Here is a 22,750-nt window from a genome sequence, read left to right as displayed (position 1 = left end):
GGCTGTCTCCTCAGCATTCGATGACGTTGACAGCGAGGCCGCCACGCGATGTCTCCTTGTACTTGTCCTTCATGTCCGCCCCGGTGTCGCGCATCGTCTTGATGGCCTTGTCCAGCGAGACGAACTGCTCGCCGTCCCCGCGGACGGCCATCCGCGCGGCCGTGATGGCCTTGATCGAGCCCACGGCGTTGCGCTCGATGCACGGGATCTGCACCAGTCCCCCGATGGGATCGCAGGTCAGCCCGAGGTTGTGCTCGATGCCGATCTCGGCCGCGTTCTCGACCTGGTCCGGCGTCCCGCCGAGGACCTCCGCCAGTCCGGCTGCGGCCATCGAGCACGCCGATCCGACCTCGCCCTGGCAGCCCACCTCCGCTCCGGAGATGGAGGCGTTCTCCTTGAACAGGATCCCGACCGCCGCCGCCGTGAGCAGGAACCGCACGACACCGTCGTCGGAGTAGGAGTCGATGAAGTCGCGGTAGTAGTGCAGGACCGACGGGACGATGCCGGCTGCACCGTTCGTCGGGGCGGTGACCACGCGGCCGCCCGCCGCGTTCTCCTCGTTGACCGCCAGCGCGTACAGCGTGACCCACTCCATCGCGCGCAGCGGGTCGGTGCTGTCCTCCGTGGCCTCGAGGGTCTTGCGCAGGGCCGCCGCCCGCCGCCGCACGTTGAGCCCGCCCGGCAACGTGCCCGTTGCGCGGACGCCCCGGTCGACGCACTCCTGCATCACCGACCAGATGTGCAGGAGGCCGGACCGGATCTCCTCCTCGCTCCGGCATGTCCGCTCGTTGGCGAGCATCAAGTCGCTGATCCGCAGACCCGTCTCCCGGGTGCGCGCCAGCAGCTCGTCGCCGCTGCTGAACGGGTACGGCACGGGCAGCGCCCTGTCGTCGGCAACGAGTGCGGAGCTCTCGATCTCGGCCTCGTCGAGGACGAACCCGCCGCCCACCGAGTAGTACTCCCGGCACAGCAGCACGTGCCCGTCGGCATCCCGCGCCGTGAACCGCATCCCGTTCGTGTGGAACGGCAGCTTCTTGCGGCGGTGCAGCACGAGGTCGTCGTCCATCGAGAACGCGATCTCGTGCTCCCCGCCGAGCCGCAGCACCTTCTCGTCGTGCACCTCGGCCACGCGCGGCTCCGCGGCCTCAGGATCCACGAGATCGGGCTTCTCGCCCTCGAGGCCGAGCACAGCGGCCTTGACGGTGCCGTGGCCGTGCCCCGTGACACCGAGCGAGCCGAACATCTCGGCCCGGACGGCCGTGGTGCGGGCGAGCAGCCCGTCGGCGGCCAGGCGGGTGACGAACGTGTTCGCGGCACGCATGGGTCCGACGGTGTGCGAGCTCGACGGCCCGATGCCGACCTTGTAGAGGTCGAAAGCGCTGACGGTCACCGCGACGTCCCTTCCGCCGCTCGGACCGTGTGCTCCAGCAGGAGCGCGGTCGTGACGGGACCGATCCCACCGGGGACCGGGGTCAGACCGGCGACGTGACCCTGGACGGCGGGGTCGACGTCACCGACGAGACCACCGTCGGGGGTGGCGTTCGTTCCCACGTCGACGACGATCGCGTCGGGGCGGACGTGCTCCTGTCCGATCAGTGCAGGTCGCCCGACCGCAGCGACCAGGACGTCGGCCCGGCTCGTCTTCCCCGCGAGGTCCGCCGTGTGGGAGTGGCAGACCGTCACGGTGGCGTTGCGGTCGAGCAGCAGGTGCGCCAGCGGCTTCCCCACGACCGTCGACCGACCCACCACCACCGCGTCGCGACCGGCGAGCGGGATGTCGTAGTGCTCGAGCAGCGCGACGACGGCCTGTGCCGTGGCCGGCGGGAAAGCGGGAAGGCCGGCGGCGAGCCGGCCGAGACTGCCCGGGTTCGCCCCGTCCACGTCCTTGGCGGGGTCGATGGCGGTCGCGGCTGTCGCGAAGTCCACCCCGGGTGGCAGCGGGGTCTGCAGGATGACTCCGTGCACCGACGGGTCGGCGCTCAGCCGGCGTAGCGCGGCGTCGATCTCCGCACCGCTCGACGAGGGGTCGAGATCCACGATGTCGCAGGTGATCCCCACCTTGGCCGCCGCCTTCGCGATCGACCGGACGTACCAGGCGGTCGACTCGTCGGCGGTGGCGACCACGACCGCCAGCCGGGGTGGCCGGCCCGCGTCGGCGAGGGCGGCCGCCGACTCCGACACCCGCGCACGGATCTCTGCGGCGAGAGTCGCTCCGGTCAGCCGGACGCCTCGCTGGCCCTCGGTTCCGGCGGTCATCGGACCAGCTCCGCACGCACCGCGGTGGTCAGCCGCTCGGCACGGTCGACAAGGCCGTCGACCGAGTTCGCTGCGGCGAGCAACTCCGCCCGTGCCCCGACCTCCGGGACACCGCCGAGGTTGATCTCGATGTTGACCCGGGCCGTCGTCGCGGCCGCGCGGGCCGCCTCGGCAGCCGCGGCCACGTCGCTGACCACGTTGCGGTTGCTGACGGGGAGCAGGTCCTCGGCGAGGTCGAGGATCCGGGACACCAGCCGGACGAGGGCCTCCGGCGGCCGGGCGGCACCGAGCGTGGCGGCCTCGATCGCGGCGGAGCGCTCCGCCTTCTCCCCGTCGTCGCCCTTCGGGAGGCGGTAGGCCTCGGTCACCGCCGTGAACGCCGCGACGTCGTCCTCAGCGAGGGCGAGCGCGTCGTCGCGGAGCCGGTCCGCGGTGTCGCGGACCTTGTGCACCAGGTCGGCGTGCTCGGCGAACCGGGGGCCGTCGCTGTACCGCGCGACCATGGCGACGAGGGCCGCCGCTTGCGCGGCGTGCAGCGCTGCGGACGCTCCTCCCCCGGGTGCGGGCACCCGGTCCGCCAGGGCGTTCAGGAAGCTGTCGATCGTGTCGTTGCGCACGTGTGCGCCCTCCCGTGATGCCGGGCCCGGTCGATGCCGGGCGTCCGGACGGATGTGGATGAGCACCGGTCAGCGCCGGATCCGTGCCATGTCCGGGTCGACCAGCGGTTCCGCCGCGACGGTGGCCGGAATGCGTCGCCCGAAGTACTCGATCTCCACCGACGTGCCGGGGGTCGCGCTCGCCGGCAGCCACGCGTAGGCGATGGGCCTGCCGACCGTGTGCCCGAAGGCGGCGCTGGTGACGTACCCCGCCGGCTGCCCGTCGAGGAACACCGGCTCGTGGCCGAGGACGACGCTCTCTCCGTCGTCGACAGTGAGGCAGGACAGCCGGCGGGAGACGGTGTCAGCCGGATTGCCATCGAGCCCAGCCAGTCCGGCGATGGCCGACCGGCCGACGAACTCGCCCTTGGCCGGCCGCACGGCGAAGCCGAGCCCGGCCTCGTACGGGTTGTGCTCGGTGGTCATGTCGTGGCCCCAGGCGCGGTAGCCCTTCTCCAGGCGAAGGCTGTTGAACGCCGCGCGGCCGGCCGCGATCACCCCCAGGTCCTGACCCGCCGCCCACAGCACGTCCCACAGCCGCAGGCCCAGGTCGGCGCTGGTGTAGATCTCCCAGCCGAGCTCACCGACGTAGGACAACCGCATCGCCACGACCGGCACACCGCCGATGCGGGCCTGCTTCGCACGGAAGTACTTCAGGCCTTCGTTCGTGAAGTCGTCGTCGCTCAGGGGCTGCACGAGCTCGCGGGCGAGCGGCCCCCACACCCCGATGCAGCAGGTGCCGCCGGTGATGTCGCGGACCTGGACGCTGCCGTCGGACGGCAGCTGCCGGTTGAGGTGGTCAAGGTCCAGTGGACCGTTCGCGCCGACCTGGAACCGGTCGCGGCCCAGCCGCGCGACGGTCCAGTCGCTGCGGATGCCGCCTGCCTCGTCGAGTGCGAGGGTGTAGGTGACGGCGCCGACGCTCTTGTCCATCTTCCCGGTGGTCAGGCGGTCGAGCAGGGCCAGCGCGCCGGGGCCGCTCACCTCGAGGCGCTTGAGCGGGGTCATGTCGTACATGGCGACGCCCTCGCGAGTGCGCCACGCCTCCACCGCCGCGATGGGCGAGTGGAACTGCGCCGACCAGTCGTCGCGCTGCGGCGGCGTCCAGGCGGCGGGCAGGTCGGCCAGCAGAGCGGCGTTCGCCTCGTACCAGTGCGGGCGCTCCCAGCCGCCACCCTCGAGGAAGACCGCGCCCAACTCCTCCTGGCGCCGGTGGAACGGGCTGACCCGGAGGTTCCGCGGCGATTCCTTCGGCTGCAGCGGGTGGAGGATGTCGTAGATCTCGACGAAGTTCTGCGCCGAGGTCTCCTCCACGTAATCCGCGGAGCGCTGGAACTCCTCGAAGCGGTGCACGTCACAGCCGTGCAGGTCGTACTCGGTGCGGCCGTCGACCAACAGCTGGGCGACGGCCTTGGCGACACCGGCCGAGTGGGTGACCCACACGGCTTCGGCGATCCAGAAGCCGGCGACGTCCGGGGACTCCCCGATCAGCGGCCCGCCGTCGGGGGTGAAGGAGAAGATTCCGTTGAAGCCCTCCTCCACCTTCGCGCCGTTCAGTGCGGGCAGCAGTTCACGGCACTGCTCCCAGGGGCCGGCGAAGTCGTCCTCGGTGAAGGGCAGCATCGACGGCATGGCGGAGTCGGTCACCTCGCCGTCGTCCTCGAGGTCGGCCAGGCGCACCGGCATCGGCCGGTGGGCGTAGCTGCCGATCCCGATGCGGTCCACGTGCTCGCGGAAGTACAGGTCGGCGTCCTGGTACCGCAGGATCGGCATCCCGATCTCGCTCGCCTCGTCGTTGCGCCCGACCAGTTCGGCGACCTGGCCCGTCTTCACGTACTGGTGGGCCAGCGGCAGCAGCGGGACGTCCATGCCGACCATCGCGCCGATGGCCGGGCCCCAGAAGCCGGCGCACGACACGACGACGTCGGCCTCGATGACGCCGTCGGGGGTGCGCACGCCGGTGACGCGGCCGGCCGCCTGCTCGATGCCGATCACGCGGGTGGAGCCCTGGAAGCGGGCTCCGCGCGCCTCGGCGCGCCGCGCGAGGGCGATCACCGCGCGCGCCGCCTTCGCCAGGCCGTCGGTCGGCGTGTGCAGTCCGCCGAGGACGCGGTCGCGGTCCAGCAACCCGTGGAGCCGGACGCACTCGTCCGGCTCGACGAGTGTGCTCTCGACGCCCCAGGAGGTGAGCCACCCCTGCCTGCGACGCAGGTCGACGAGCCGTTCCGGGGTGGTGGCGACCTCGAGCCCGCCGACCTTCTTGAAGCACCACGCGCCGTCGAGGTCGAGGCCCGAGAACTTGTCGACGGTGTAGGTCGCGAACTGCGTCATCGTCTTCGACGGGCTCACCTGGAAGACGAGCCCGGGTGCGTGCGAGGTCGAGCCCCCGGTCAGCGGGAGCGGGCCCTGGTCGACGACCGTCACCCGGTCGACGCCACGGGCGGTCAGCTCGTCGGCGAGGTTGGCGCCGACGACACCGGCGCCGATGATGACGACGCGGGGTGAGGTGGACATGCGTACTCCCTGGTTCCCCTGTGGTGGTGGGGCTGTGGTGGTGGGGGTGGGTCAGCGGGCGGTGCGGTACTCGGTCGCGGCGTCGAGCAGCCAGCTCGTCACGTATCCGGCGAACGACGAACGCACCACGATCTGGTAGTGGGTGCCGGTGTCGTCGAGGGCCATCAGGACGACGCCGGCCTGGCCGAGCAGCGTCTGCGCCGCCGCGCCGCGCAGGAACACCCGCGGGTGCAGGTCGATCGCGCAGCCTCCGGAGAGCAGGTCGCGGACGTGCTCGCCGCGCAACCGCAACGTGGTGCGCTGCGCGGAGACGTCGACCACCGACCCCTCGCCCGAGACCGCCGCCCGCAGCCCGGTCTCCAGTTCCTCCGGAGTGCGGAACGGGCTGGTGATCAGCCACTCGTCGGGACCGAGCCAGATGGCGGTGGCGGTCTCGCTCTCGACGTAGGTCGACGGCGCGGTGGGCAGCGCCACGTCGAGGTACGCCGCGACGGCGGCGGCCGCCGGCCCCGTCGGATCGACCCGGAGGTCGGCCATCGCGACGAACGGGCGCGGGGTGATCTGCACCCCGTCGGGCAGGGCACCGAGCGCGTCCCCCCAGCCCACGAGGGGCGCGGTCCTGGTCAGCGGTGCCAGGTACGACTCAGCCGTCACGACGGGCTCCTTCGGGGTCGACGAGGACCGGCTCGGTGATCTCCACGGGGACGAGCTCCCCCGCGACCGGCACGTGGACCGTCTGTCCGATGCGGGTCCGGCCGCCCTTCACCAGGGCGAGGGCGAAGCTCCGGTCGAGCTCGGCGCTGCGGTAGCTGGAGGTGACGTGCCCGAGCATGGGCACGGGAGGCTCGGGAAGAGTCGGGCCCTCGACGATCTGCGAGCCCTCGGCCAGCACGACGGTGCGGTCCACCGGCAGCAGACCCACCAGGTGCTTGCGGTCCGGGCGGTTGTTGTGGTCACGGGCGAACGAGCGCCGGCCGAGGAAGTCGGGCTTCTTCTTCGACACCACCCACGACATCCCCAGGTCCTGCGGGGTGACCGTGCCGTCGGTGTCCTGCCCGATGATCGGGTACGCCTTCTCCGCGCGGAGCACATGCATCGTCTCGGTGCCGTAGGGGGTGATGCCGTAGGGCTCCCCCGCCGCCACCAGCCGTTCCCAGACGGCCGGCGCGTGCCAGGCGTCGACGTTGACCTCGAACGCGAGCTCACCGGAGAAGCTGACCCGGGCCACCCGCACCCGCACGTCTTGATCCGGCGCGGGGCGGCCGCGCCGCGCGAAGCGCGGGGTGGACGCGTCGTGGCCGGATCGGTTACTGATCCTGGTGTCCTGCCACGTCATGAACGGGAAAGCCTCTTTCGACGTGTCCAGCCCGGTCACCGCGGCCACGACGTCCCGCGAGCGGGGGCCGACCACGGGGAACGTCGCCCACTGCTCGGTCACCGAGGTGACGTGCACGCGCAGGTGCGGCCACTCCGTCTGCAGCCAGTCCTCCATCCACTCGAGGACACCAGCCGCACCACCGGTGGTGGTGTAGACCAGGAACCGGTCCTGGCCGAGCCGCAGTACGGTCCCGTCGTCGAGGACCATGCCGTCGGTCCTGCACATCACGCCGTAGCGGATGGAGCCGACCTTCAGGCTGCTCATCATGTTCGTGTAGAGCAGGTCCAGGAACGCCGCGGCGTCCGGGCCCTGTACGTCGATCTTGCCGAGGGTCGAGCCGTCCAGAATGCCGACACCGCCGCGGACGGCCGCACACTCCCGCAGGACCGCGGTCTCCATGTCCTCACCGGGCTGCGGGTAGTACCGCGGGCGCTTCCACTGCCCGACGTCCTCCCAGACCGCGCCCCGGGCGAGATGCCAGGCGTGCACCGCGGTGGTGCGTTCGGGGTCGAACAGCGAGCCGCGGTTGCGGCCGGCGAGCGCCGCGAACGCGACAGGGGTGTAGGGCGGTCGGAACGTGGTGGTGCCGAGGTCGTCGATCGGCCGGCCCAGGAGCTCCGCGGTGATGCCGGAGGCGATGACACCGGAGGTCTTCCCCTGGTCGTGGGCCGTCCCGATCGTCGTGTAGCGCTTGATGTGCTCGACGGTGCGCATCCCGGCGTCGACGGCGCGGGCGATGTCGGCGACGGTGGCGTCGCGCTGCAGGTCGACGAACTGCGTGCTGCGGTCGGTCGTGCCGGTGTCCGGCACCCGCCACAGCACCGCGGACGGCGTGCGGGCGGGCCCGTCGTCCGCGGTCACGCGGCTCTCCTCGCCGGCCACCGTGACACCGAGGTCGTCGAACACGGCCGCGGCCGCGCGCCGACCGTCGGCGAGGCAGCCTGCGAGGTCGAACACGCCTGCCGCGGCCCCGGCGGCCGTCGTCCGGTCGAGCGCGCCGTTCGGGACGAACGCGCCCAGCGCGGCGTTGTAGCGCAACGTGCCGCCCGCCTGGCTGAACAGGTGCACCGCGGGATTCCACCCACCGCTGACCAGCAGCAGGTCGCAGTCGACGCGCTCCGGTTCGCCGGACACCGCGGCATCGAGCGGCGCCACCAGCGCAGCGGTCACCCGCTCGACGCCGTCCGTGCCCGTGACGACCTGTCCGGTGCGGACCGGTATGCGGCGGCTCGCGCAGGCCGACAGCCACTCCCCCGGCGCCTCCGGTCGCGCATCGACGATCGCGCGCACCTCCACGCCGGCGTCGGAGAGGTCGACGGCCGCCGCGTACGCGCTGTCGTCGGTCGTGAACACGACGGCCGCACGGCCGGCCAGCACGCCGTAGCGGTGCAGGAAGGTGCGGGCGCCGCCGGCGAGCATGACGCCGGGACGATCGTTGTCGCTGAACACGACGGGGCGCTCGTGTGCGCCGGCCGCCACGAGCACGCGGCGGGCGCGGACCCGCCAGACCCGCTGCCGGGAGACGTTGCGCGGTGCGGCGGCGCCGAGGTGGTCGGTGCGCCGCTCCACGGCGAGGACGAAGCCGTCGTCGAAGTGCCCGAACGCCGTGGTGCGCTGCAGATGCAGCACCTCCGGGAACTCCGCCAGCTCGGCGGTGACGCGCCGGACCCAGTCCAGTGCGGGGCCGCCGTCGATGCTGTCGTCGGTGCCCAGGAGCGCCCCGCCCGCCTCGGACTGCTCGTCGATCAGGACGACGCGTGCACCTGCACGGGCGGCCGTCAGGGCGGCGACGAGGCCGGTCGGCCCCGCGCCGACCACGAGCAGGTCGGCGTGGACGTGGCGGGCGTCGTAACGGGCCGAGTCCGGCACGTCGGCGAGGCGGCCCTGGCCGGGAATGCCGTGCGCGGCGAGCCCGTCGGTCAGCTCGATGGTGGTGGCCAGCAGCATCGGCTCGGGGAACGGCTCCTCGACCTGCACGAGGCTGTTCGGGTCCTCCGCCCAGGCCGCCGCGATCCCGCGGGGCCGGCCGAGCTTGATGCTGGTACCCGTCCGGTGCACCCCGTGGGCGAGCAGAGCCGAGGCCAGGGTGTCACCCGGGTGGCCGGTCAGCGTGCGGCCGCCGAAGGCGAACCGGAGGGTGGTGTTGCGGTCGATCCGGCCGCCGGTCGGCAGCCGGTACGGCGCCGCGCCGTCCGCGCCGAGGTTCTCGTTACTGCTCATGACATGGCCGGCTTCTGCTCGTCGAGGCGGTAGACACGGTGGAAGCGATAGGTGGCGGTGTCGCGGATCGCGTTGAACCAGCGACGGCAGCCCAGTGCGTGCACCCAACGCTCCGCGAACGGACCCCGGGTGTTGTCGCGGACGAACAGGTACTCGGCCCACTTCTCGTCCGACAGGCTCGCCGGGTCCTCCGGGTAGGACACGTGCGCCTGGCCGCCGTAGTGGAACTCGACTTCCTCGCGCGGCCCGCAGTACGGGCACTCGATGAGTTGCATCTCTCCGCCTCCGGCGTCAATGCGCGACGCCGGCGGCGCCGTGCTCGTCGATCAGGGCACCCGTCACGAACCGCTCCAGGCCGAACGGCACCACGTAGGGGTGCGGCTCGTCGTGGGCGATCGTGTGGGCGAGGCAGGCACCGATCCCCGGGGTCGCCTTGAACCCTCCGGTGCCCCACCCGCAGTTCAGGTACAGGCCCTCGTAGGGCGTGCGGCCGACGATCGGCGACGCGTCGGGACAGACGTCGACGATCCCGGCCCAGCTCCGCAGCAGGTGCGCCCGGGCGAACACCGGGAACAGCTCCACCGCGGCGGCCATCTGCCGCTCGATGACGTGGAAGGCGCCGCGCTGGCCGTAGCCGTTGTAGGAGTCGACGCCCGCGCCCATCACCAGCTCGCCCTTGTGCGCCTGCGAGACGTACACGTGGACCGCGTTCGACATCACGATGGTCGGGTGCACGGGCTCGAGGAGCTCGGACACCAACGCCTGGAGAGGGTGGCTCTGCAGGGGTAACCGCAGGCCGAGCATGTCGGTGAGCACCGACGTGGTGCCCGCGGCGCACAGCGCGACCCGGCCGGCCGCGATGTCGCCCCGGGTGGTCCGGACCCCGGTCACGCGTGCATTGCCCTCTTCTTGGCTGCCGTCCGTGATGAAGTCGGTGACCGCGCAATCCTGGATGATGTCGATGCCGGCCTGGTCGGCGCGCCGGGCGAAGCCCCAGGCGACGTAGTCGTGCTTCGCGATGCCCGCGCGGGGCTGGTAGGTCGCGCCCAGCACCGGGTAGCGGATGTCCCGTGAGGTGTTGACGATCGGGCAGACCTTCTTGACCTCGTCGGGCGTCAGCCACTCGGCGTCGATGCCGTTGAGGTTGTTGGCCTCGACCCGGCGCACACTGTCGCGGACGTCCTGCAGGCTGTGCGCCAGGTTGAGCACGCCGCGCTGGCTGAACAGGATCGGGTAGCCCAGGTCCTCCTCGAGGCCCTCCCACAGCTTCAGGGAGTGCTCGTAGATGGCCGAGCTCTCGTCCCACAGGTAGTTCGACCGGATCAGCGTGGTGTTGCGGGCCATGTTGCCGCCCGCCAACCAGCTCCGCTCCAGCACCGCCACGTTGGTGATGCCGTGGTTCTTGGCCAGGTAGTGCGCGGTGGCCAGCCCGTGCCCGCCGCCGCCGACGATGACCACGTCGTACGACTTCTTGGGCTCCGGGTTGCGCCACAGGAAGTCGGGGTGTTCCGGAAGGTGGGCTTTCGGCCGGACCGGACCGCTGTCGACCGACGTCATCGCGGCAGCTCCTTCAGGCTCGGGTAGAGGGGGTGGGCGGCGGCCAGCGCCATCGCGCGATCGCGCAGCGCGTCCAGGGCGGCCTCGTCGGTCGAGGGGCGCAGCGCAGCGGCGACGATCTCGGCGACCTCGGTGAACTCGGCCTCGCCGAAGCCGCGGGCGGCCAGCGCCGGGGTCCCGATCCGGACGCCGGAGCTGATCATCGGGGGGCGGGGGTCGAACGGCACGGCGTTGCGGTTGACCGTGATCCCGACCCGGTGCAGGCGATCCTCCGCCTGCTTACCGTCCAGCTCCGAGGCCCGCAGGTCGACCAGCACCAGGTGGACGTCGGTGCCACCGCTGACCACGCCGATCCCGGCTGCCCGGGAGTCGTCGGCGAGCAGGCGGTCGGCCAGGATCCGGGCGCCGATCAGCGTCCGCTCCTGCCGGTCGCGGAAGGCCGGCTCGGCGGCGAGCTTGAAGGCCACGGCCTTGGCGGCGATGACGTGCTCCAGGGGGCCGCCCTGCTGGCCGGGGAACACCGACGAGTTGAACTTCTTCGCCAGGCCGGGCTCGAGGTTGCCCATGAGGATGACCCCGCCGCGCGGACCACCGAGCGTCTTGTGGGTGGTCGAGGTGACCACGTGCGCGTACGGCAGCGGCGACGGGTGCAGCCCCGCGGCGACCAGCCCCGCGAAGTGCGCCATGTCCACCATCAGATAGGCGCCGACGGCATCGGCGATCCGACGGAACTCCGCGAAGTCCAGGTGGCGCGGGTAGGCCGACCACCCGGCGATGATCACCCGGGGCCGCTGCTCACGTGCCACCCGCTCGACCTCGGCCATGTCCACGAGGTGGTCGGTCTCGCGCACGTGGTACGCCGCGGTCCGGTACAGCTGGCCGGAGAAGTTGAGCCGCATGCCGTGGGTCAGGTGGCCGCCGTGCGCGAGGTCGAGGCCGAGGATCCGCTCGCCGGGGTGCAGCAGGGCCGCCATGGCCGCGGCGTTGGCCTGCGCACCCGAGTGCGGCTGCACATTGGCGTACTCCGCGCCGAACAGCGCCTTCAGGCGGTCGATCGCCAGCTGCTCGACGACGTCGACGTGTTCGCAGCCCCCGTAGTAGCGACGCCCCGGGTAGCCCTCGGCGTACTTGTTGGTCAGGACGGAGCCCTGGGCGGCCATGACGGCGAGCGGGGCGAAGTTCTCGCTCGCGATCATCTCCAAGGTCGATTCCTGGCGATCCAGCTCGGCCGAGATCGCTGCGTGAACCTCGGGATCCGTCTCGGCCAGACTCCCGCTCAGGACCGGGTCGGCGCTGCGGTGCGCCTCCGTCTGCACGGCCATGCTCATATCGAGTTCCGTTCGGTGGTGGTGGGGTCGCGTCCGGGCCTGGTACGTCGTGCGCGTTGCTGCGTGCTCGGCGGGTCAGGCGTGCCCGACGCCCGCGTCGAGGTGCTGGCTGACCCACTCGTGGAACAGACCGATGTGGTGCTCGCTGGGCACCAGCACGCCGCCGTTGGCGTACGCGCGGGAGTTGGCGGCGAGCTGGCAGCGCTCGGCGGCGTCGAAGTCCTGCTCGTTGACCCGGTGGAACAGCTCGATCGAGCGGCTCAGGTCCTTGCCCGAGGCGACGACCTCGGGCAGGTAGAGCCAGTCGCAGTCGACGATCGTGCGGTCCGCCGCCACCGGGTACATGCGGTGGAAGATCACGTGGTCGGGCACGAGGTTGATGAAGACCTGCGGGTTCACCGTGATCGCGTAGTACTTGCGGTCGTGCTCGGGAGCGATGCTCGGGATCGCGTCGACGCCGGCGGTGCCGTCGATGGTGAAGCCGGACACGTTCTCGCCGAACTCGGCACCGTGGCCGACGAAGTACTGCGCGGCGTAGCCGTCGGCGAACTCCGGCAGCACCTCGGTGAGCTCGGGGTGGATCGTGGCGCAGTGGTAGCACTCCATGAAGTTCTCGATGATGAGCTTCCAGTTGGCCTTCACGTCGTACGTGATGCGCCGGCCGACCTCGAGCTGATCGATCTTCCAGCCCTCGATGATGTCGTCGTCACCGAGCCGCCCGGCGACCGCGCCGGTGACGGTGTCCTCGAACGACGGCGGCTCGTCGGCCAGGCACACCCAGACGTAGCCCAGCCACTCCCGCAGGTGGACGGGGATGAGTCCGTACTGCGTGCGGTCGACGTCCTCCATCTGCGTGAGGTTCGGCGCGGCCACGAGTGAACCGTCGAGGGCGTAGGTCCAGGCGTGGTACCCGCACTGGAGCTTGCGCTGCCCGGTTCCCGACTTCTCCATGCACACGCGGGCGCCGCGGTGCCGGCAGACGTTCAGGAATGCACGCAGCTTCTTGTCCCGGCCGCGGACGATCAGCACGTTCTCCCGGCCCACATCGACGGTGCGGAACGAGCCGGGACCGTCGAAGTCGGACGAACGAACAGCGGCGAACCAGTACTCCTCGAAGATCTTCGTCTGCTCCTGCTCGAAGATCGTGGCGTCCGTGTAGGAGTGGCCGGGCAGGGTGGGGATGAAGCTGGGCGGGAGTTCGGTGTTGACGGACACGGAACACCTTTCGACGCAGGGCGCGGTGGGTGTGGAGATCGGGCTTGCTCGGATTCCGCCGATTGATGCGGGAGCCCCACCGTGGATGGTGGAGACTTGTTCCGAATGACGCACTACTCTGCGTCTTGTGCAACAAGATAAGCTCGCCGACATGGCGTCGTCAAGGGTCACGGTCGGTCACAGGTCACTTCGGACGTACAGTCGCCCCGTGACGAACAGCGCGGCCGAGGGAGGCCGGGAACCCGGGCCGTCGCAGGTCCAGTCGGTGGACCGAGCGATCGCGATCCTGTACCTGCTGGCGAAGCGGGGGAACGCGGGCGTCACCGAGGTCGCCGCCGATCTCGGCGTGCACAAGTCGACAGCCTTCCGGCTGATCGCCGCACTCGAGGCCGGGCACCTCATCGAGCAGGACGGCGAGCGTGGGAAGTACCACCTCGGGCGCGGCGTCCTCCGCCTGGCGGGAGCGACGGCCGGTCGACTGGAGGTGCCGACCGAGAGCCGGCCGGTGTGCCGGCAGCTGGCCGCCGATCTCGGTGAGGCGGTGAACGTCGCGATCCTCGACAGCGGTGAGGCGACGAACATCCTCCAGGAGTACGGAACGGCGTCGATCACCGGCCGCAACTGGATCGGTCAGCGCACGCCACTGCACGCCACCGCGAGCGGCAAGGTGCTGCTGGCGTGGATGGACACCGTGTCCCTGAAGGAGTTCCTCTCCTCGAGGCTCCACCGCTACACGCCGGAGACCGTCACGAAGCCGACGTTGCTGGAGGCCGAGCTCGCGCAGGTGCGCGAGCAGGGCTGGGCGTCCACGACCGAGGAGTTCGAGGTCGGCCTGAACGCCGTCGCCGCGCCGATCCTGGACGCAACCGGCGACGTGGTGGGCGCGGTCGGGACGTCCGGACCCAGCTACCGGCTCACCGTGGAGTCGTTCCCGTCGGCCGCCGCACACCTGCTGGCGGGGGCCAAGGAGATCAGCGCACGCCTCGGCCACTTCGGTCCGATGCCCGGCTCGGCCTGAGGTTCGGTCGACCACTGCGTCCGAAGGCACCGACCGATCCGTGCCCCATGCTTGATCCTCCGCAGCTCAGCGGCTACGTGGCGTTAACACGCAGCTCTTGACGTGAGGCCGCGTCATGCGCTGCACTGTGTCACATAGCAAGACATGGTGCGCAATACGCAACGGAGGAACTCTGATGATCCAGGTGTGCGCCCTGACTGATCTCCCCCCGGGAGAGTCGGCCCGCGTCGTGGCGCACGTCCCGGTGGCCGTGTTCAACGCCGACGGCGAGCTGTTCGCGATCGACGACACCTGCACCCACCAGGACGCGTCGCTCTCCGAGGGCTGGCTCGAGGACTGCATGATCGAGTGCCCGCTGCACGCGGCCTCGTTCGACCTGCGGACCGGCAAGCCGACGGGCCCTCCGGCCAAGCGGCCGGTCCGGACCTACCCGGTGCTGGTCGAGGACGGCGTCGTGTACGTCGACGCTCCGGCCCGGGCGAGCGCTCCGGCACCCGCACCCGCCGTCGACGCCGACGACCTCGTCGAGGCCCGAACCCGACAAGGCGTGGCATGACCCGCCGGACGATCGCCGTCGTCGGAGCCTCGCTGTCCGGCCTGCGTGCCGCACAGCAGCTCCGGGCCCAGGGCTACGACGACGACCTGGTCATCGTCGGCGCGGAGCCGCACCTGCCCTACGACCGTCCACCGCTGTCCAAGGAGTACCTGCTCGGGACGATGGGGGCCGACGACCTGGCGCTCGCCGAGCAGTCGGACATCGACGAGCTCGACGCGCGCTGGCACCTGGGCGTCGCGGCGGAGCGGCTCGACGTCACCGGAGGCCGGATCGTCCTCGCCTCGGGTGAGGAGATCGCGGCGGACGGGGTCGTCATCGCCACCGGCGGCGTGCCCCGCCGCCTGCCCGCCGCCGAGGGGCTGCTCGGTGTGCACGTTCTGCGGAGCCTGGACGACGCGGACGCGCTCCGGGCCGAGCTGACCGGCGGCGCCCAGCACGTGGTGGTGATCGGAGCCGGGTTCATCGGGGCGGAAGTCGCCGCGACGTCCCGCGCTCTGGGCCTGGACGTGACGATCGTCGAGGCCATGCCGGTACCCCTGTCGGTCGCGCTCGGGCCCGAGCTGGGCGCGGTGTGCGCCGGCCTGCACGCCACCAACGGCGTTCCCCTGCTCACCGGAACGACCGTCGTGGACTGGCTGACGACCGACGACGGCGCGGGCCAGCCCCGTGTGACCGCGCTGGAGCTCAGTGACGGGCGTCGACTGCGCGCGGACGTCGTCGTCGTCGGCATCGGGATGGCACCGGCGGCCGGATGGCTGGCCGACTCCGGGCTCTTCCTGGACAACGGTGTCCTCACCGACGCCGGCTACGTCACCGATCGCCCGAACATCGTCGCCGTCGGCGACGTCGCCCGGCCGTACAACCCGCGCACGGGCCGCAACGTCCGCCGGGAGCACTGGACCGACGCCGCCGAGGGACCGGCCGTCGCCGTACGGAACCTGCTCGCCGGGAGCACCGTGCAGCACGTCGAGAAGCCGAGCTACTTCTGGTCCGACCAGTACGGCACCCGCATCCAGTTCGCCGGCTCGGCGGACCCGTCCGACGAGGTCCGGTTCCTCGACGGAGTCCCCACCGACGGAGCCTTCGTCGCGACCTACCACCGCGGTGAGGCGACGACCGCGGTGCTGGCCATGAACAGCCCGCGGCAGTTCACGCGCCTTCGGCGCCAGCTCGCGACCGTGGGCTGAGCCGGCGCACCACCGCCGGACCAGCAGCACATCACCCTGATCAGAGAGGTCTCTCAACAGTCATGCCCCAGCAGGTTCGTGGAGTCGTGTCGCTCAAGAAGGGCGACCCGGTGTCGGTGGAGACGATCGTGATCCCGGACCCGGGGCCGGGTGAGGCCGTGGTCGCGGTCCAGGCCTGCGGGGTGTGCCACACCGACCTGCACTACCGCGAGGGCGGCATCAACGACGAGTTCCCGTTCCTGCTCGGCCACGAGGCCGCCGGGATCGTCGAAGCCGTCGGCGAGGGCGTCACCGACGTCGCCCCCGGCGATTTCGTCATCCTCAACTGGCGCGCGGTCTGCGGGAACTGCCGCGCCTGCCGCCGCGGCGAGCCCTGGTACTGCTTCACCACCCACAACGCCGCACAGAAGATGACCCTGACCTCGGGCCAGGAGCTCTCCGCCGCCCTGGGCATCGGCGCGTTCGTCGAGAAGACCCTCGTCCACGCCGGGCAGTGCACCAAGGTCAACCCCGCCGCCAAGCCCGAGGTCGCCGGGCTGCTCGGCTGCGGGGTCATGGCCGGCATCGGCGCGGCGATCAACACCGGCAAGGTCGGCCGGGGCGACTCCATCGCCGTCATCGGCTGCGGCGGAGTCGGCAACGCCGCCATCGCCGGCGCCCGCCTCGCCGGCGCGTCGACGATCATCGCCGTCGACATCGACGACACGAAACTGGCGTGGGCGAAGGATTTCGGCGCCACGCACACGGTCAACTCGCGGCACGGCGATCCGGTCGAGCAGGTGCGGGAGCTGACCGGCGGGTTCGGTACGGACGTCGTCGTCGAGGCGGTCGGACGGCCGGAGACCTACCGGCAGGCGTTCTTCATGCGCGACCTCGCAGGCACCGTGGTGCTGGTGGGCGTGCCCACGCCGCAGATGACGGTCGAGCTGCCGCTCCTGGAGATCTTCGGCCGCGGCGGGGCGCTCAAGTCGTCGTGGTACGGCGACTGCCTGCCCTCGCGCGACTTCCCCATGCTGATCGACCTGCACCTGCAGGGCAGACTGCCGCTGGAGAAGTTCGTCACCGAGAAGATCGGCCTCGACGACGTCGAGAAGGCTTTCCACCGTATGGAGGGTGGCGAGGTCCTACGCTCGGTGGTGATTCTGTAATCGCTTGCTGAAGCAGGCGGCCTGGAGTTTCCCGAACGACATGTCCCCGTGCACCAGGGGACGAAGAATCTACGGATCGGACGGGCCAGCCGTCCGGCGACAACCTGCGAGGGAGGCCGTCTCCGATGGCCACAGAAAAACACTCCCACCACCACGACGTCGGGGTTGTTCCACCGTTCGAGCCGCCGTCGCTGCACGAAGAGGGAGATGCACAGCACTTCCCGTTGGACCGGGTGGTATTCGGAGTGGCCGCCGGGCTCATGGTCGCGTTCATCGCGTGGGGCGTGCTGGGCTCGGTGTCGCTGAGCGCCGTCGCCTCCACCGTGCTGGGCGGAGTCATCACCGGAGGTGGCTGGGCGTTCGTCCTGGCGGCGAGCGGGTTCGTCATCTTCGCGTTGTACCTCGCGGTCAGCAAGTACGGCAGGATTCCGCTGGGCCGCGACGACGAGGCGCCGGAGTTCCGTACGGTCTCGTGGATCGCGATGATGTTCAGCGCCGGGATGGGCATCGGGCTCATGTTCTACGGCGTCGGTGAGCCGCTCTCGCACTTCACCTCTCCGCCGCCGGGCACCGTCGCGGCGGGTAGCCCTGAGGCGTTCGACGTGGCGATGGCGACCACGCTGTTCCACTGGACGCTGCACCCGTGGGCGATCTACGCCGTGGTCGGCCTGGCCATTGCGTACGGAACGTTCCGCCGCGGGCGCCCGCAGCTGATCAGCTCGGCGTTCATCCCGTTGTTCGGCCGCAAGCGCGCCGAGGGCGGCTTCGGTAAGGCTGTCGACATCCTAGCGATCTTCGCGACGCTGTTCGGGTCGGCCGCCTCTCTCGGGCTCGGTGCCCTGCAGATCGGCGGCGGACTCACCGCCGGCGGCTTCATGGAGAACGTCGGCACCACCCTGCTCGTCGTGATCATCGTGGTGTTGACGATCTGCTTCATCCTCTCCGCGGTCTCCGGGGTGTCCAAGGGCATCCAGATGCTGTCGAACATCAACATGGTGCTCGCCGGGATCCTCGCCCTGGTCGTCTTCATCGGTGGCCCGACGATCGTGATCCTCAACCTGCTGCCGACGATGATCGGCGACTACTTCGGCAACCTGGCCCAAATGGCCGCCCGCACCGCGGCCACCGGCGGCGACGCCACGGCCACCTGGCTGGCCGGTTGGACGGTCTTCTACTGGGCGTGGTGGATCTCCTGGACCCCGTTCGTCGGCATGTTCATCGCGCGCATCAGCCGTGGACGCACCATCCGGCAGTTCGTCGCGGGCGTCATCCTCATCCCCAGTGCGGTGAGTCTGCTCTGGTTCGCCATCTTCGGCGGCGCGGCGATCGTCACGCAACGCGACGGAACCGACCTCGCCTCTCGGCCCATCGAAGGCCAGCTGTTCGGGCTGCTCGACACATTGCCCCTCGGTGCCGTGCTCGGCGTGATCGCGATGCTGCTCGTCGCGATCTTCTTTGTCTCCGGTGCCGACGCGGCGTCGATCGTGATGGGCACGCTCTCGCAGCGCGGCACGATCCACCCGTCGCGAGGTGTGGTGGTGTTCTGGGGTTCGGTGATGGGTGCGATCGCGGCCATCATGTTGATCGTCGGCGGCGGCGAGGGCGACGCGCTGGCCGGCATCCAGAACATCACGATCATCATGGCCGCACCGTTCGTGCTGGTCATGATCCTGATGTGCGTGGCACTGACGAAGGACCTTCGCGACGACCCGTTGGTCCGCCGTAGCCAACGCAGCACCGTGGCGATCGAGCGAGCGGTCGAGTTCGGCACGACGAACTACGGCGACGACTTCTTCGTCCCGGTGAAGCCGCATCCACTCGGGGGAGAAGGCGACAGCACGGCTGTGCCGGCACCCCGACAAGAGGAGCCGGCGGTCCGAGCGGAGGAGCACCGCAACGGCGGTCGGCCTCTGACACGCGATGCCGCGGAGAACGCCACTTCGTAGTTCCCGCCGTGAAAGCGACGAGGGCGGTACTCGAAGATCGAGTACCGCCCTCGTTCGCTATGTCGGACGACAGGATGTGAAGTTCGAGGCCGTAGCGGCCAGCGATGCTGTCGACCTGGCCCGGCCCGACAGCCACCCCCGAGGCGGGGCGGGGGCGACGCTCAGGTCACTGCCGCCGGCACGTGACGGTGATCGTCACGCTGTTCCATCCTGGCTTCCCTGTGGCGTTGGCGAACGCACCCCAGCCCAGCGAGACGTCACTGCGGTCGGTGTCGTAGAAGGCGCCGATGACGTCAAGGGTCAGAACGTCGCTCCTCGCGGTGCCGTACGACGTCTTCCGGCTGATCTTCGCCGTTCCGCCGATCACGGACTCCCGGTTTCCGCAGTACACCGCGAGGGCTCGGCCGTCCGGGACAGAACCGGGCTGGCCGATCTTCGCCGCGCCGTTGTAGGGGCCGAACGTCCTCGTGACCGTGTAGTTCTTCGACGGCGCCGCGGTGGCAATGCCGGTGAAGACCGAGCCGCCGAGCAGGACGGCGAGCACAGGCAGAAGCAGGACAAGACGGCGCATGCAAGGCCTTTCGATCGGGCGCCCGTCGGGGGGCGTTCTCGATCAACATCGGCGACGCCGGAGACGTGTTACTGGGGGCCTTGGGGTGGCGCCTGGCCGCCGTGGACTGGCCGGTGCGGAGCGCACGGCTGAGTCTCCACCCGGCCGAGCCGGCCGACGCCGGGCAAACCTGGACCTACTGGCGGCGACCCGACGTCAGCCGGCGGATCACTGTCGCGCCCGTGGATGTCGAGCAGCACCGGGTCTGGTTCACCGACCCGACACACGGCGGGCACGGCCGACGAATGGCGGAACACGGTCTGAAGCTGCCGGTCCGCGCAGAGCTGCGCTGACCGCGTCGCCGGTCCGAGCCGCCAGGACGGTGCTCGATGCCGTCCTTCAGCTTCCGAGCGCGTCGATCGCGGCCATCTCGTCCGCGGTGAGCGCGAAGCCGTCGACGTCGATGTTGGCCGCGATCCGGCCCGGCGTTTTCGACTTCGGGATGACCACGACGTCATGCTGCACGTGCCACCGCACGACAACTTGGCGGACGGTCACCCCGTGCGCCCGGGCCGCGGCCACGAGGGCGGGAGCGCGCAGGTCGGTGCGCTTGAATCCGCTGTACCCCTCGACGACGACGCCGCGTTCGACGTGCGCGTTCACCAGTTCGGCGTCCCAGTCGTTCGGGCCGAACGGGATCTGGTTCAGCACGGGTGCCTCGCCACCGGTTCGCACGAGCAGGTCGATCTGCGCCGGGGAGTAGTTGCTGACGCCGATGTAGCGGGTCAGCCCCGCGTCGCGGGTCTTGATGAACTCCGCCCACAGCGCGGCGCTCGCGTCGGCACCGCCGGGCGGCCAGTGGATGAGCCACAGGTCGACGTGGTCGGTGCCGAGGCTGCGCAGGCTCTGCTCCAGCGTGCGGCGCGCCTCACCGGCCAGCCGGGGCGGCAGCTTGGTGGTGAGGAAGACGTCGTCGCGGGGCAGGCCGCTGTCCTGCCACGCGGCACCGACCTCGGCCTCGTTGCCGTACATCGTGGCCGTGTCGACGTGCCGGTAGTCCGACCGCAGCGCGGCGCGCACGGCATCCACGCAGGTCTGACCGGTGATCTGCCAGGTCCCGAAACCGATGACCGGGATCTCGCCGCCGTTCGCGAAGCTCACTGTCTTGGTCACCTGTCGAGTCCTACCAGGTCGCGCGACGTCGCACGCGCTCGTCGCGAAGGTGGTAGGAACCTCGAAAGGCGGTCGGGAGGAGGGCCGGATGCCGGTCCGCATCATCGTTGCGCTGGTGCTGACGACGGCCGCGCTCCTGCTCCTCGCTCCGGCGGCGGTCGCCGCGCCGGCGGTGACGGCCCGCATCAGGGGCGTCGAGTACGCGGCCACGTCGACACAAGGCCGGTTCGGTGGCGCCGCACACGGCCAGGTACGCGGCGCCTGGCAGGCCACGGTCGTGCACGACCCGCTCAGGTCGGGGAAGGCCGTCCCGATCACGGACGGGTCCTTCACGCTGCGCAGCACGCAGCGGGAGGTCCGCGGCACGTTCGTCAGCGGGACGGTGACGCCGCGCCCCACCCCGTCGACGTGCGGCAACGAGCGCTTCGACGTGCGGGGCATCCTGGCGTTGCCGGGCGGGCGCGGGTCGTTCACGGCGGTCCTGACCCACCTGCGGGTGCCGAGCCGCTCCGGGTGCCGGACCTACGGCGCCGTCGTCGTCGGCGCGCTCACGCTCCCGTCGTGACCGCGGGACGAACTGCCGATGACGGCGGACCATCAGATGCGATCGGTGTGCCACGATGCCCTGATGTCCGTCGCTGATCGTCAGACGTTGCGGGTGCTGGAGGGTCGATACGTGCTGGAGCGCGCGGTATCAGGCGTCGAGGTCCCCCGTGACGGCGAGGTGCTCGCGGTCGTGCGCGGCCCTGACGGCGGAGCGTGCATGCGACGCCAGGACGCGGCCGACGACGCCTGGGTGGCGCTGTGGAACGGCGACGAGGCGCACCCGCCGGACGCGACCGGCATGTTGGCAGCGATCGTGGCGCCGCTCGCAGCCGGCAATGTTCCGGTCTGGGTCGCGGCCAGCTTCGACGGCGACATCGTGCTGATTCCCGTTGGTCGGGTGGACGAGGCGTCCGAGCTGCTGCGCCGGGCCGGCCACCGCCTGACCAGCTGACGACACCCTGCACTGGTTCCATCTCGACGAGTTGCGGCGTCTGCCCGATACCATCCCACCCATGCGCGACGCCGCCCTCATGGTCGCCAGGCGCGTCGGGCCGGTGGTCGACAGCAACGTCCATCTGTGGGCCCAGGGCCGAAACCCGGTCTTCTGGCTCGAGGACCGGACGATGTTGCGGGACATGATCGGCGACTACGACTCGCTGCCCGACACCTACACCCTGGCCGACTACGACGAGGCCACGTCGGGGTTCGACGTCCGCGGCATCATCTGGTCCGACGCCGGTGCGGCCGACCCGGTGGCAGCGGCCGAATGGGTCGCCTCCCAGAACACCGCCGGGCGCGTGATCGGACTCGTCGCGCTCGGCGACCCGACCGACCCCGGGTTCGAGCAGCTCGTGACGGCGCTGCGGGCGAATGCGTTGGTGACCAGCGTGCGGGTCCGGCTCGTTCCCGCCTTCCAGCCGGGCGCGCCGGCCGCAGCCCCCGACGCGGACGGCCGGCTGATCGACGCTCTCGAACTCCTGGCCGACCAGGAACTGGTCGCCACGATCGAGACGGGGCCGAGCGAGATCGCACGGGTGGCGGACCTTGCACGCCGCTTTCCCCGGCTGCAGGTGGTTCTCGACCACTTCGGCTGGCCCGACGACCTCTCCGACGCCGGGCGCCGCGCGCACCTGGCCTTGCTACGACGACTGGCAGATGAGCCGAACGTGACAACACGCATCGACGCCATCGGCACAATCTTCCGCGCGTGGGACACCGACACGCTTCGGCCATGGCTCCAGGGCGTCGTCGAGGCATTCGGTGCCGAGCGCTGCATGCTCGGCTCGGACCTACCGATCGAGACACTGCATTCGAGCTTCAGCGACTTGTACACCGCGTACGACACAATCTTCGACTCTTGTTCCGAGACGGACCGGCGACTGTTGTTCGGCGACACAGCGCAGCGCCTCTACGGCCGCAACATGCGGCAGGCACGCTGCCCACCCTGCCCGTCCAAGGGCTGACCGAAGCGCAGCTCATCGAGCTCAACCGCGCGGTGGCGA

21 protein-coding genes are annotated in these 22,750 nt (G+C 70.8%); 9 read left to right on the top strand and 12 right to left on the bottom strand.

The window, feature by feature from the left end:
- Window positions 1-10: 10 nt before the first annotated feature.
- The 10 genes from RM445_RS24480 to RM445_RS24435 form a co-directional block, all read right to left on the bottom strand.
- Entirely contained in the window at window positions 11-1,390 is a 1,380-nt protein-coding gene (locus RM445_RS24480) for an L-serine ammonia-lyase (RefSeq protein ID WP_311559188.1), read from the bottom strand.
- On the bottom strand, window positions 1,387-2,256 hold the full coding sequence (locus RM445_RS24475) for a bifunctional 5,10-methylenetetrahydrofolate dehydrogenase/5,10-methenyltetrahydrofolate cyclohydrolase (RefSeq protein WP_311559187.1): 870 nt from the start codon (window positions 2,254-2,256) through the stop codon (window positions 1,387-1,389). The genes RM445_RS24480 and RM445_RS24475 overlap by 4 nt, the downstream gene beginning before the upstream one ends.
- Window positions 2,253-2,873, bottom strand: coding sequence for a cyclodeaminase/cyclohydrolase family protein (locus RM445_RS24470; RefSeq protein ID WP_311559186.1), 621 nt, complete (start codon window positions 2,871-2,873; stop codon window positions 2,253-2,255). Before RM445_RS24470 ends, RM445_RS24475 begins: the two co-directional genes overlap by 4 nt.
- Window positions 2,874-2,942: 69 nt before the next feature.
- A complete protein-coding gene (locus RM445_RS24465) occupies window positions 2,943-5,426 on the bottom strand; it encodes a GcvT family protein (RefSeq protein WP_311559185.1) in 2,484 nt (827 codons plus the stop codon).
- Between the two features lie 51 nt (window positions 5,427-5,477).
- A complete protein-coding gene (locus tag RM445_RS24460; RefSeq protein WP_311559184.1) occupies window positions 5,478-6,080 on the bottom strand; it encodes a sarcosine oxidase subunit gamma in 603 nt (200 codons plus the stop codon).
- On the bottom strand, window positions 6,070-9,024 hold the full coding sequence (locus tag RM445_RS24455) for a 2Fe-2S iron-sulfur cluster-binding protein (RefSeq protein ID WP_311559183.1): 2,955 nt from the start codon (window positions 9,022-9,024) through the stop codon (window positions 6,070-6,072). The genes RM445_RS24460 and RM445_RS24455 overlap by 11 nt, the downstream gene beginning before the upstream one ends.
- Window positions 9,021-9,299 (bottom strand): sarcosine oxidase subunit delta, encoded by a 279-nt coding sequence (locus RM445_RS24450; RefSeq protein WP_311559182.1) that lies wholly within the window; start codon window positions 9,297-9,299, stop codon window positions 9,021-9,023. Before RM445_RS24450 ends, RM445_RS24455 begins: the two co-directional genes overlap by 4 nt.
- 16 nt (window positions 9,300-9,315) lie before the next feature.
- Window positions 9,316-10,581, bottom strand: coding sequence for a sarcosine oxidase subunit beta family protein (locus RM445_RS24445; protein ID WP_311559181.1), 1,266 nt, complete (start codon window positions 10,579-10,581; stop codon window positions 9,316-9,318).
- Window positions 10,578-11,903 carry a serine hydroxymethyltransferase gene (gene glyA, locus RM445_RS24440; RefSeq protein ID WP_311559180.1) on the bottom strand — a complete coding sequence of 442 codons (1,326 nt, stop codon included), beginning with the start codon at window positions 11,901-11,903 and terminating at the stop codon, window positions 10,578-10,580. The genes RM445_RS24445 and glyA overlap by 4 nt, the downstream gene beginning before the upstream one ends.
- A gap of 81 nt (window positions 11,904-11,984) precedes the next feature.
- Entirely contained in the window at window positions 11,985-13,124 is a 1,140-nt protein-coding gene (locus RM445_RS24435) for an aromatic ring-hydroxylating oxygenase subunit alpha (RefSeq protein WP_311559179.1), read from the bottom strand.
- Between the two features lie 208 nt (window positions 13,125-13,332).
- Here RM445_RS24435 and RM445_RS24430 point away from each other — a divergent pair, with 208 nt between their 5' ends.
- The 5 genes from RM445_RS24430 (at window position 13,333) to RM445_RS24410 (ending at window position 18,979) form a co-directional block, all read left to right on the top strand.
- Window positions 13,333-14,142 (top strand): IclR family transcriptional regulator, encoded by an 810-nt coding sequence (locus RM445_RS24430; protein ID WP_311559178.1) that lies wholly within the window; start codon window positions 13,333-13,335, stop codon window positions 14,140-14,142.
- Between the two features lie 175 nt (window positions 14,143-14,317).
- Complete coding sequence (locus RM445_RS24425) at window positions 14,318-14,698, top strand: bifunctional 3-phenylpropionate/cinnamic acid dioxygenase ferredoxin subunit (protein ID WP_311559177.1); 381 nt, start codon at window positions 14,318-14,320, stop codon at window positions 14,696-14,698.
- On the top strand, window positions 14,695-15,885 hold the full coding sequence (locus RM445_RS24420; protein WP_311559176.1) for an NAD(P)/FAD-dependent oxidoreductase: 1,191 nt from the start codon (window positions 14,695-14,697) through the stop codon (window positions 15,883-15,885). The genes RM445_RS24425 and RM445_RS24420 overlap by 4 nt, the downstream gene beginning before the upstream one ends.
- A 62-nt stretch (window positions 15,886-15,947) precedes the next feature.
- Window positions 15,948-17,033 carry an S-(hydroxymethyl)mycothiol dehydrogenase gene (locus RM445_RS24415; protein WP_311559175.1) on the top strand — a complete coding sequence of 362 codons (1,086 nt, stop codon included), beginning with the start codon at window positions 15,948-15,950 and terminating at the stop codon, window positions 17,031-17,033.
- Window positions 17,034-17,158: 125 nt separating this feature from the next.
- Window positions 17,159-18,979: a BCCT family transporter gene (locus RM445_RS24410; RefSeq protein ID WP_311559174.1), complete on the top strand. Its 1,821-nt coding sequence runs from the start codon at window positions 17,159-17,161 to the stop codon at window positions 18,977-18,979.
- A 166-nt stretch (window positions 18,980-19,145) separates the two neighbouring features.
- Here the strand turns inward: RM445_RS24410 and RM445_RS24405 are convergent, their stop codons facing one another.
- Complete coding sequence (locus tag RM445_RS24405; RefSeq protein WP_311559173.1) at window positions 19,146-19,550, bottom strand: hypothetical protein; 405 nt, start codon at window positions 19,548-19,550, stop codon at window positions 19,146-19,148.
- 65 nt (window positions 19,551-19,615) lie between these two features.
- Between RM445_RS24405 and RM445_RS24400 the strand changes: the two genes are divergently transcribed.
- Window positions 19,616-19,882 carry a GNAT family N-acetyltransferase gene (locus RM445_RS24400; RefSeq protein ID WP_311559172.1) on the top strand — a complete coding sequence of 89 codons (267 nt, stop codon included), beginning with the start codon at window positions 19,616-19,618 and terminating at the stop codon, window positions 19,880-19,882.
- Between the two features lie 46 nt (window positions 19,883-19,928).
- Here RM445_RS24400 and RM445_RS24395 read toward each other — a convergent pair whose 3' ends face one another.
- On the bottom strand, window positions 19,929-20,702 hold the full coding sequence (locus RM445_RS24395) for an aldo/keto reductase (protein WP_311559171.1): 774 nt from the start codon (window positions 20,700-20,702) through the stop codon (window positions 19,929-19,931).
- An 88-nt stretch (window positions 20,703-20,790) separates the two neighbouring features.
- On the opposite strand from RM445_RS24395, the gene RM445_RS24390 reads away from it, so the two are divergent.
- From RM445_RS24390 to RM445_RS24380, 3 genes are all read left to right on the top strand, one after another.
- Entirely contained in the window at window positions 20,791-21,267 is a 477-nt protein-coding gene (locus RM445_RS24390) for a hypothetical protein (RefSeq protein ID WP_311559170.1), read from the top strand.
- A gap of 63 nt (window positions 21,268-21,330) precedes the next feature.
- Window positions 21,331-21,699 (top strand): ACT domain-containing protein, encoded by a 369-nt coding sequence (locus tag RM445_RS24385; protein ID WP_311559169.1) that lies wholly within the window; start codon window positions 21,331-21,333, stop codon window positions 21,697-21,699.
- Between the two features lie 61 nt (window positions 21,700-21,760).
- Window positions 21,761-22,711, top strand: a complete 951-nt coding sequence (locus tag RM445_RS24380; RefSeq protein ID WP_311559168.1) for an amidohydrolase family protein — start codon at window positions 21,761-21,763, stop codon at window positions 22,709-22,711.
- Window positions 22,712-22,750 lie beyond the last annotated feature (39 nt).

It is taken from the genome of Pseudonocardia charpentierae (assembly GCF_031845345.1).
Lineage (GTDB): Bacteria > Actinomycetota > Actinomycetes > Mycobacteriales > Pseudonocardiaceae > Pseudonocardia > Pseudonocardia charpentierae.
Note: the sequence above shows the minus strand (reverse complement) of the source record. Positions and strands in the feature narration are given on the sequence as shown.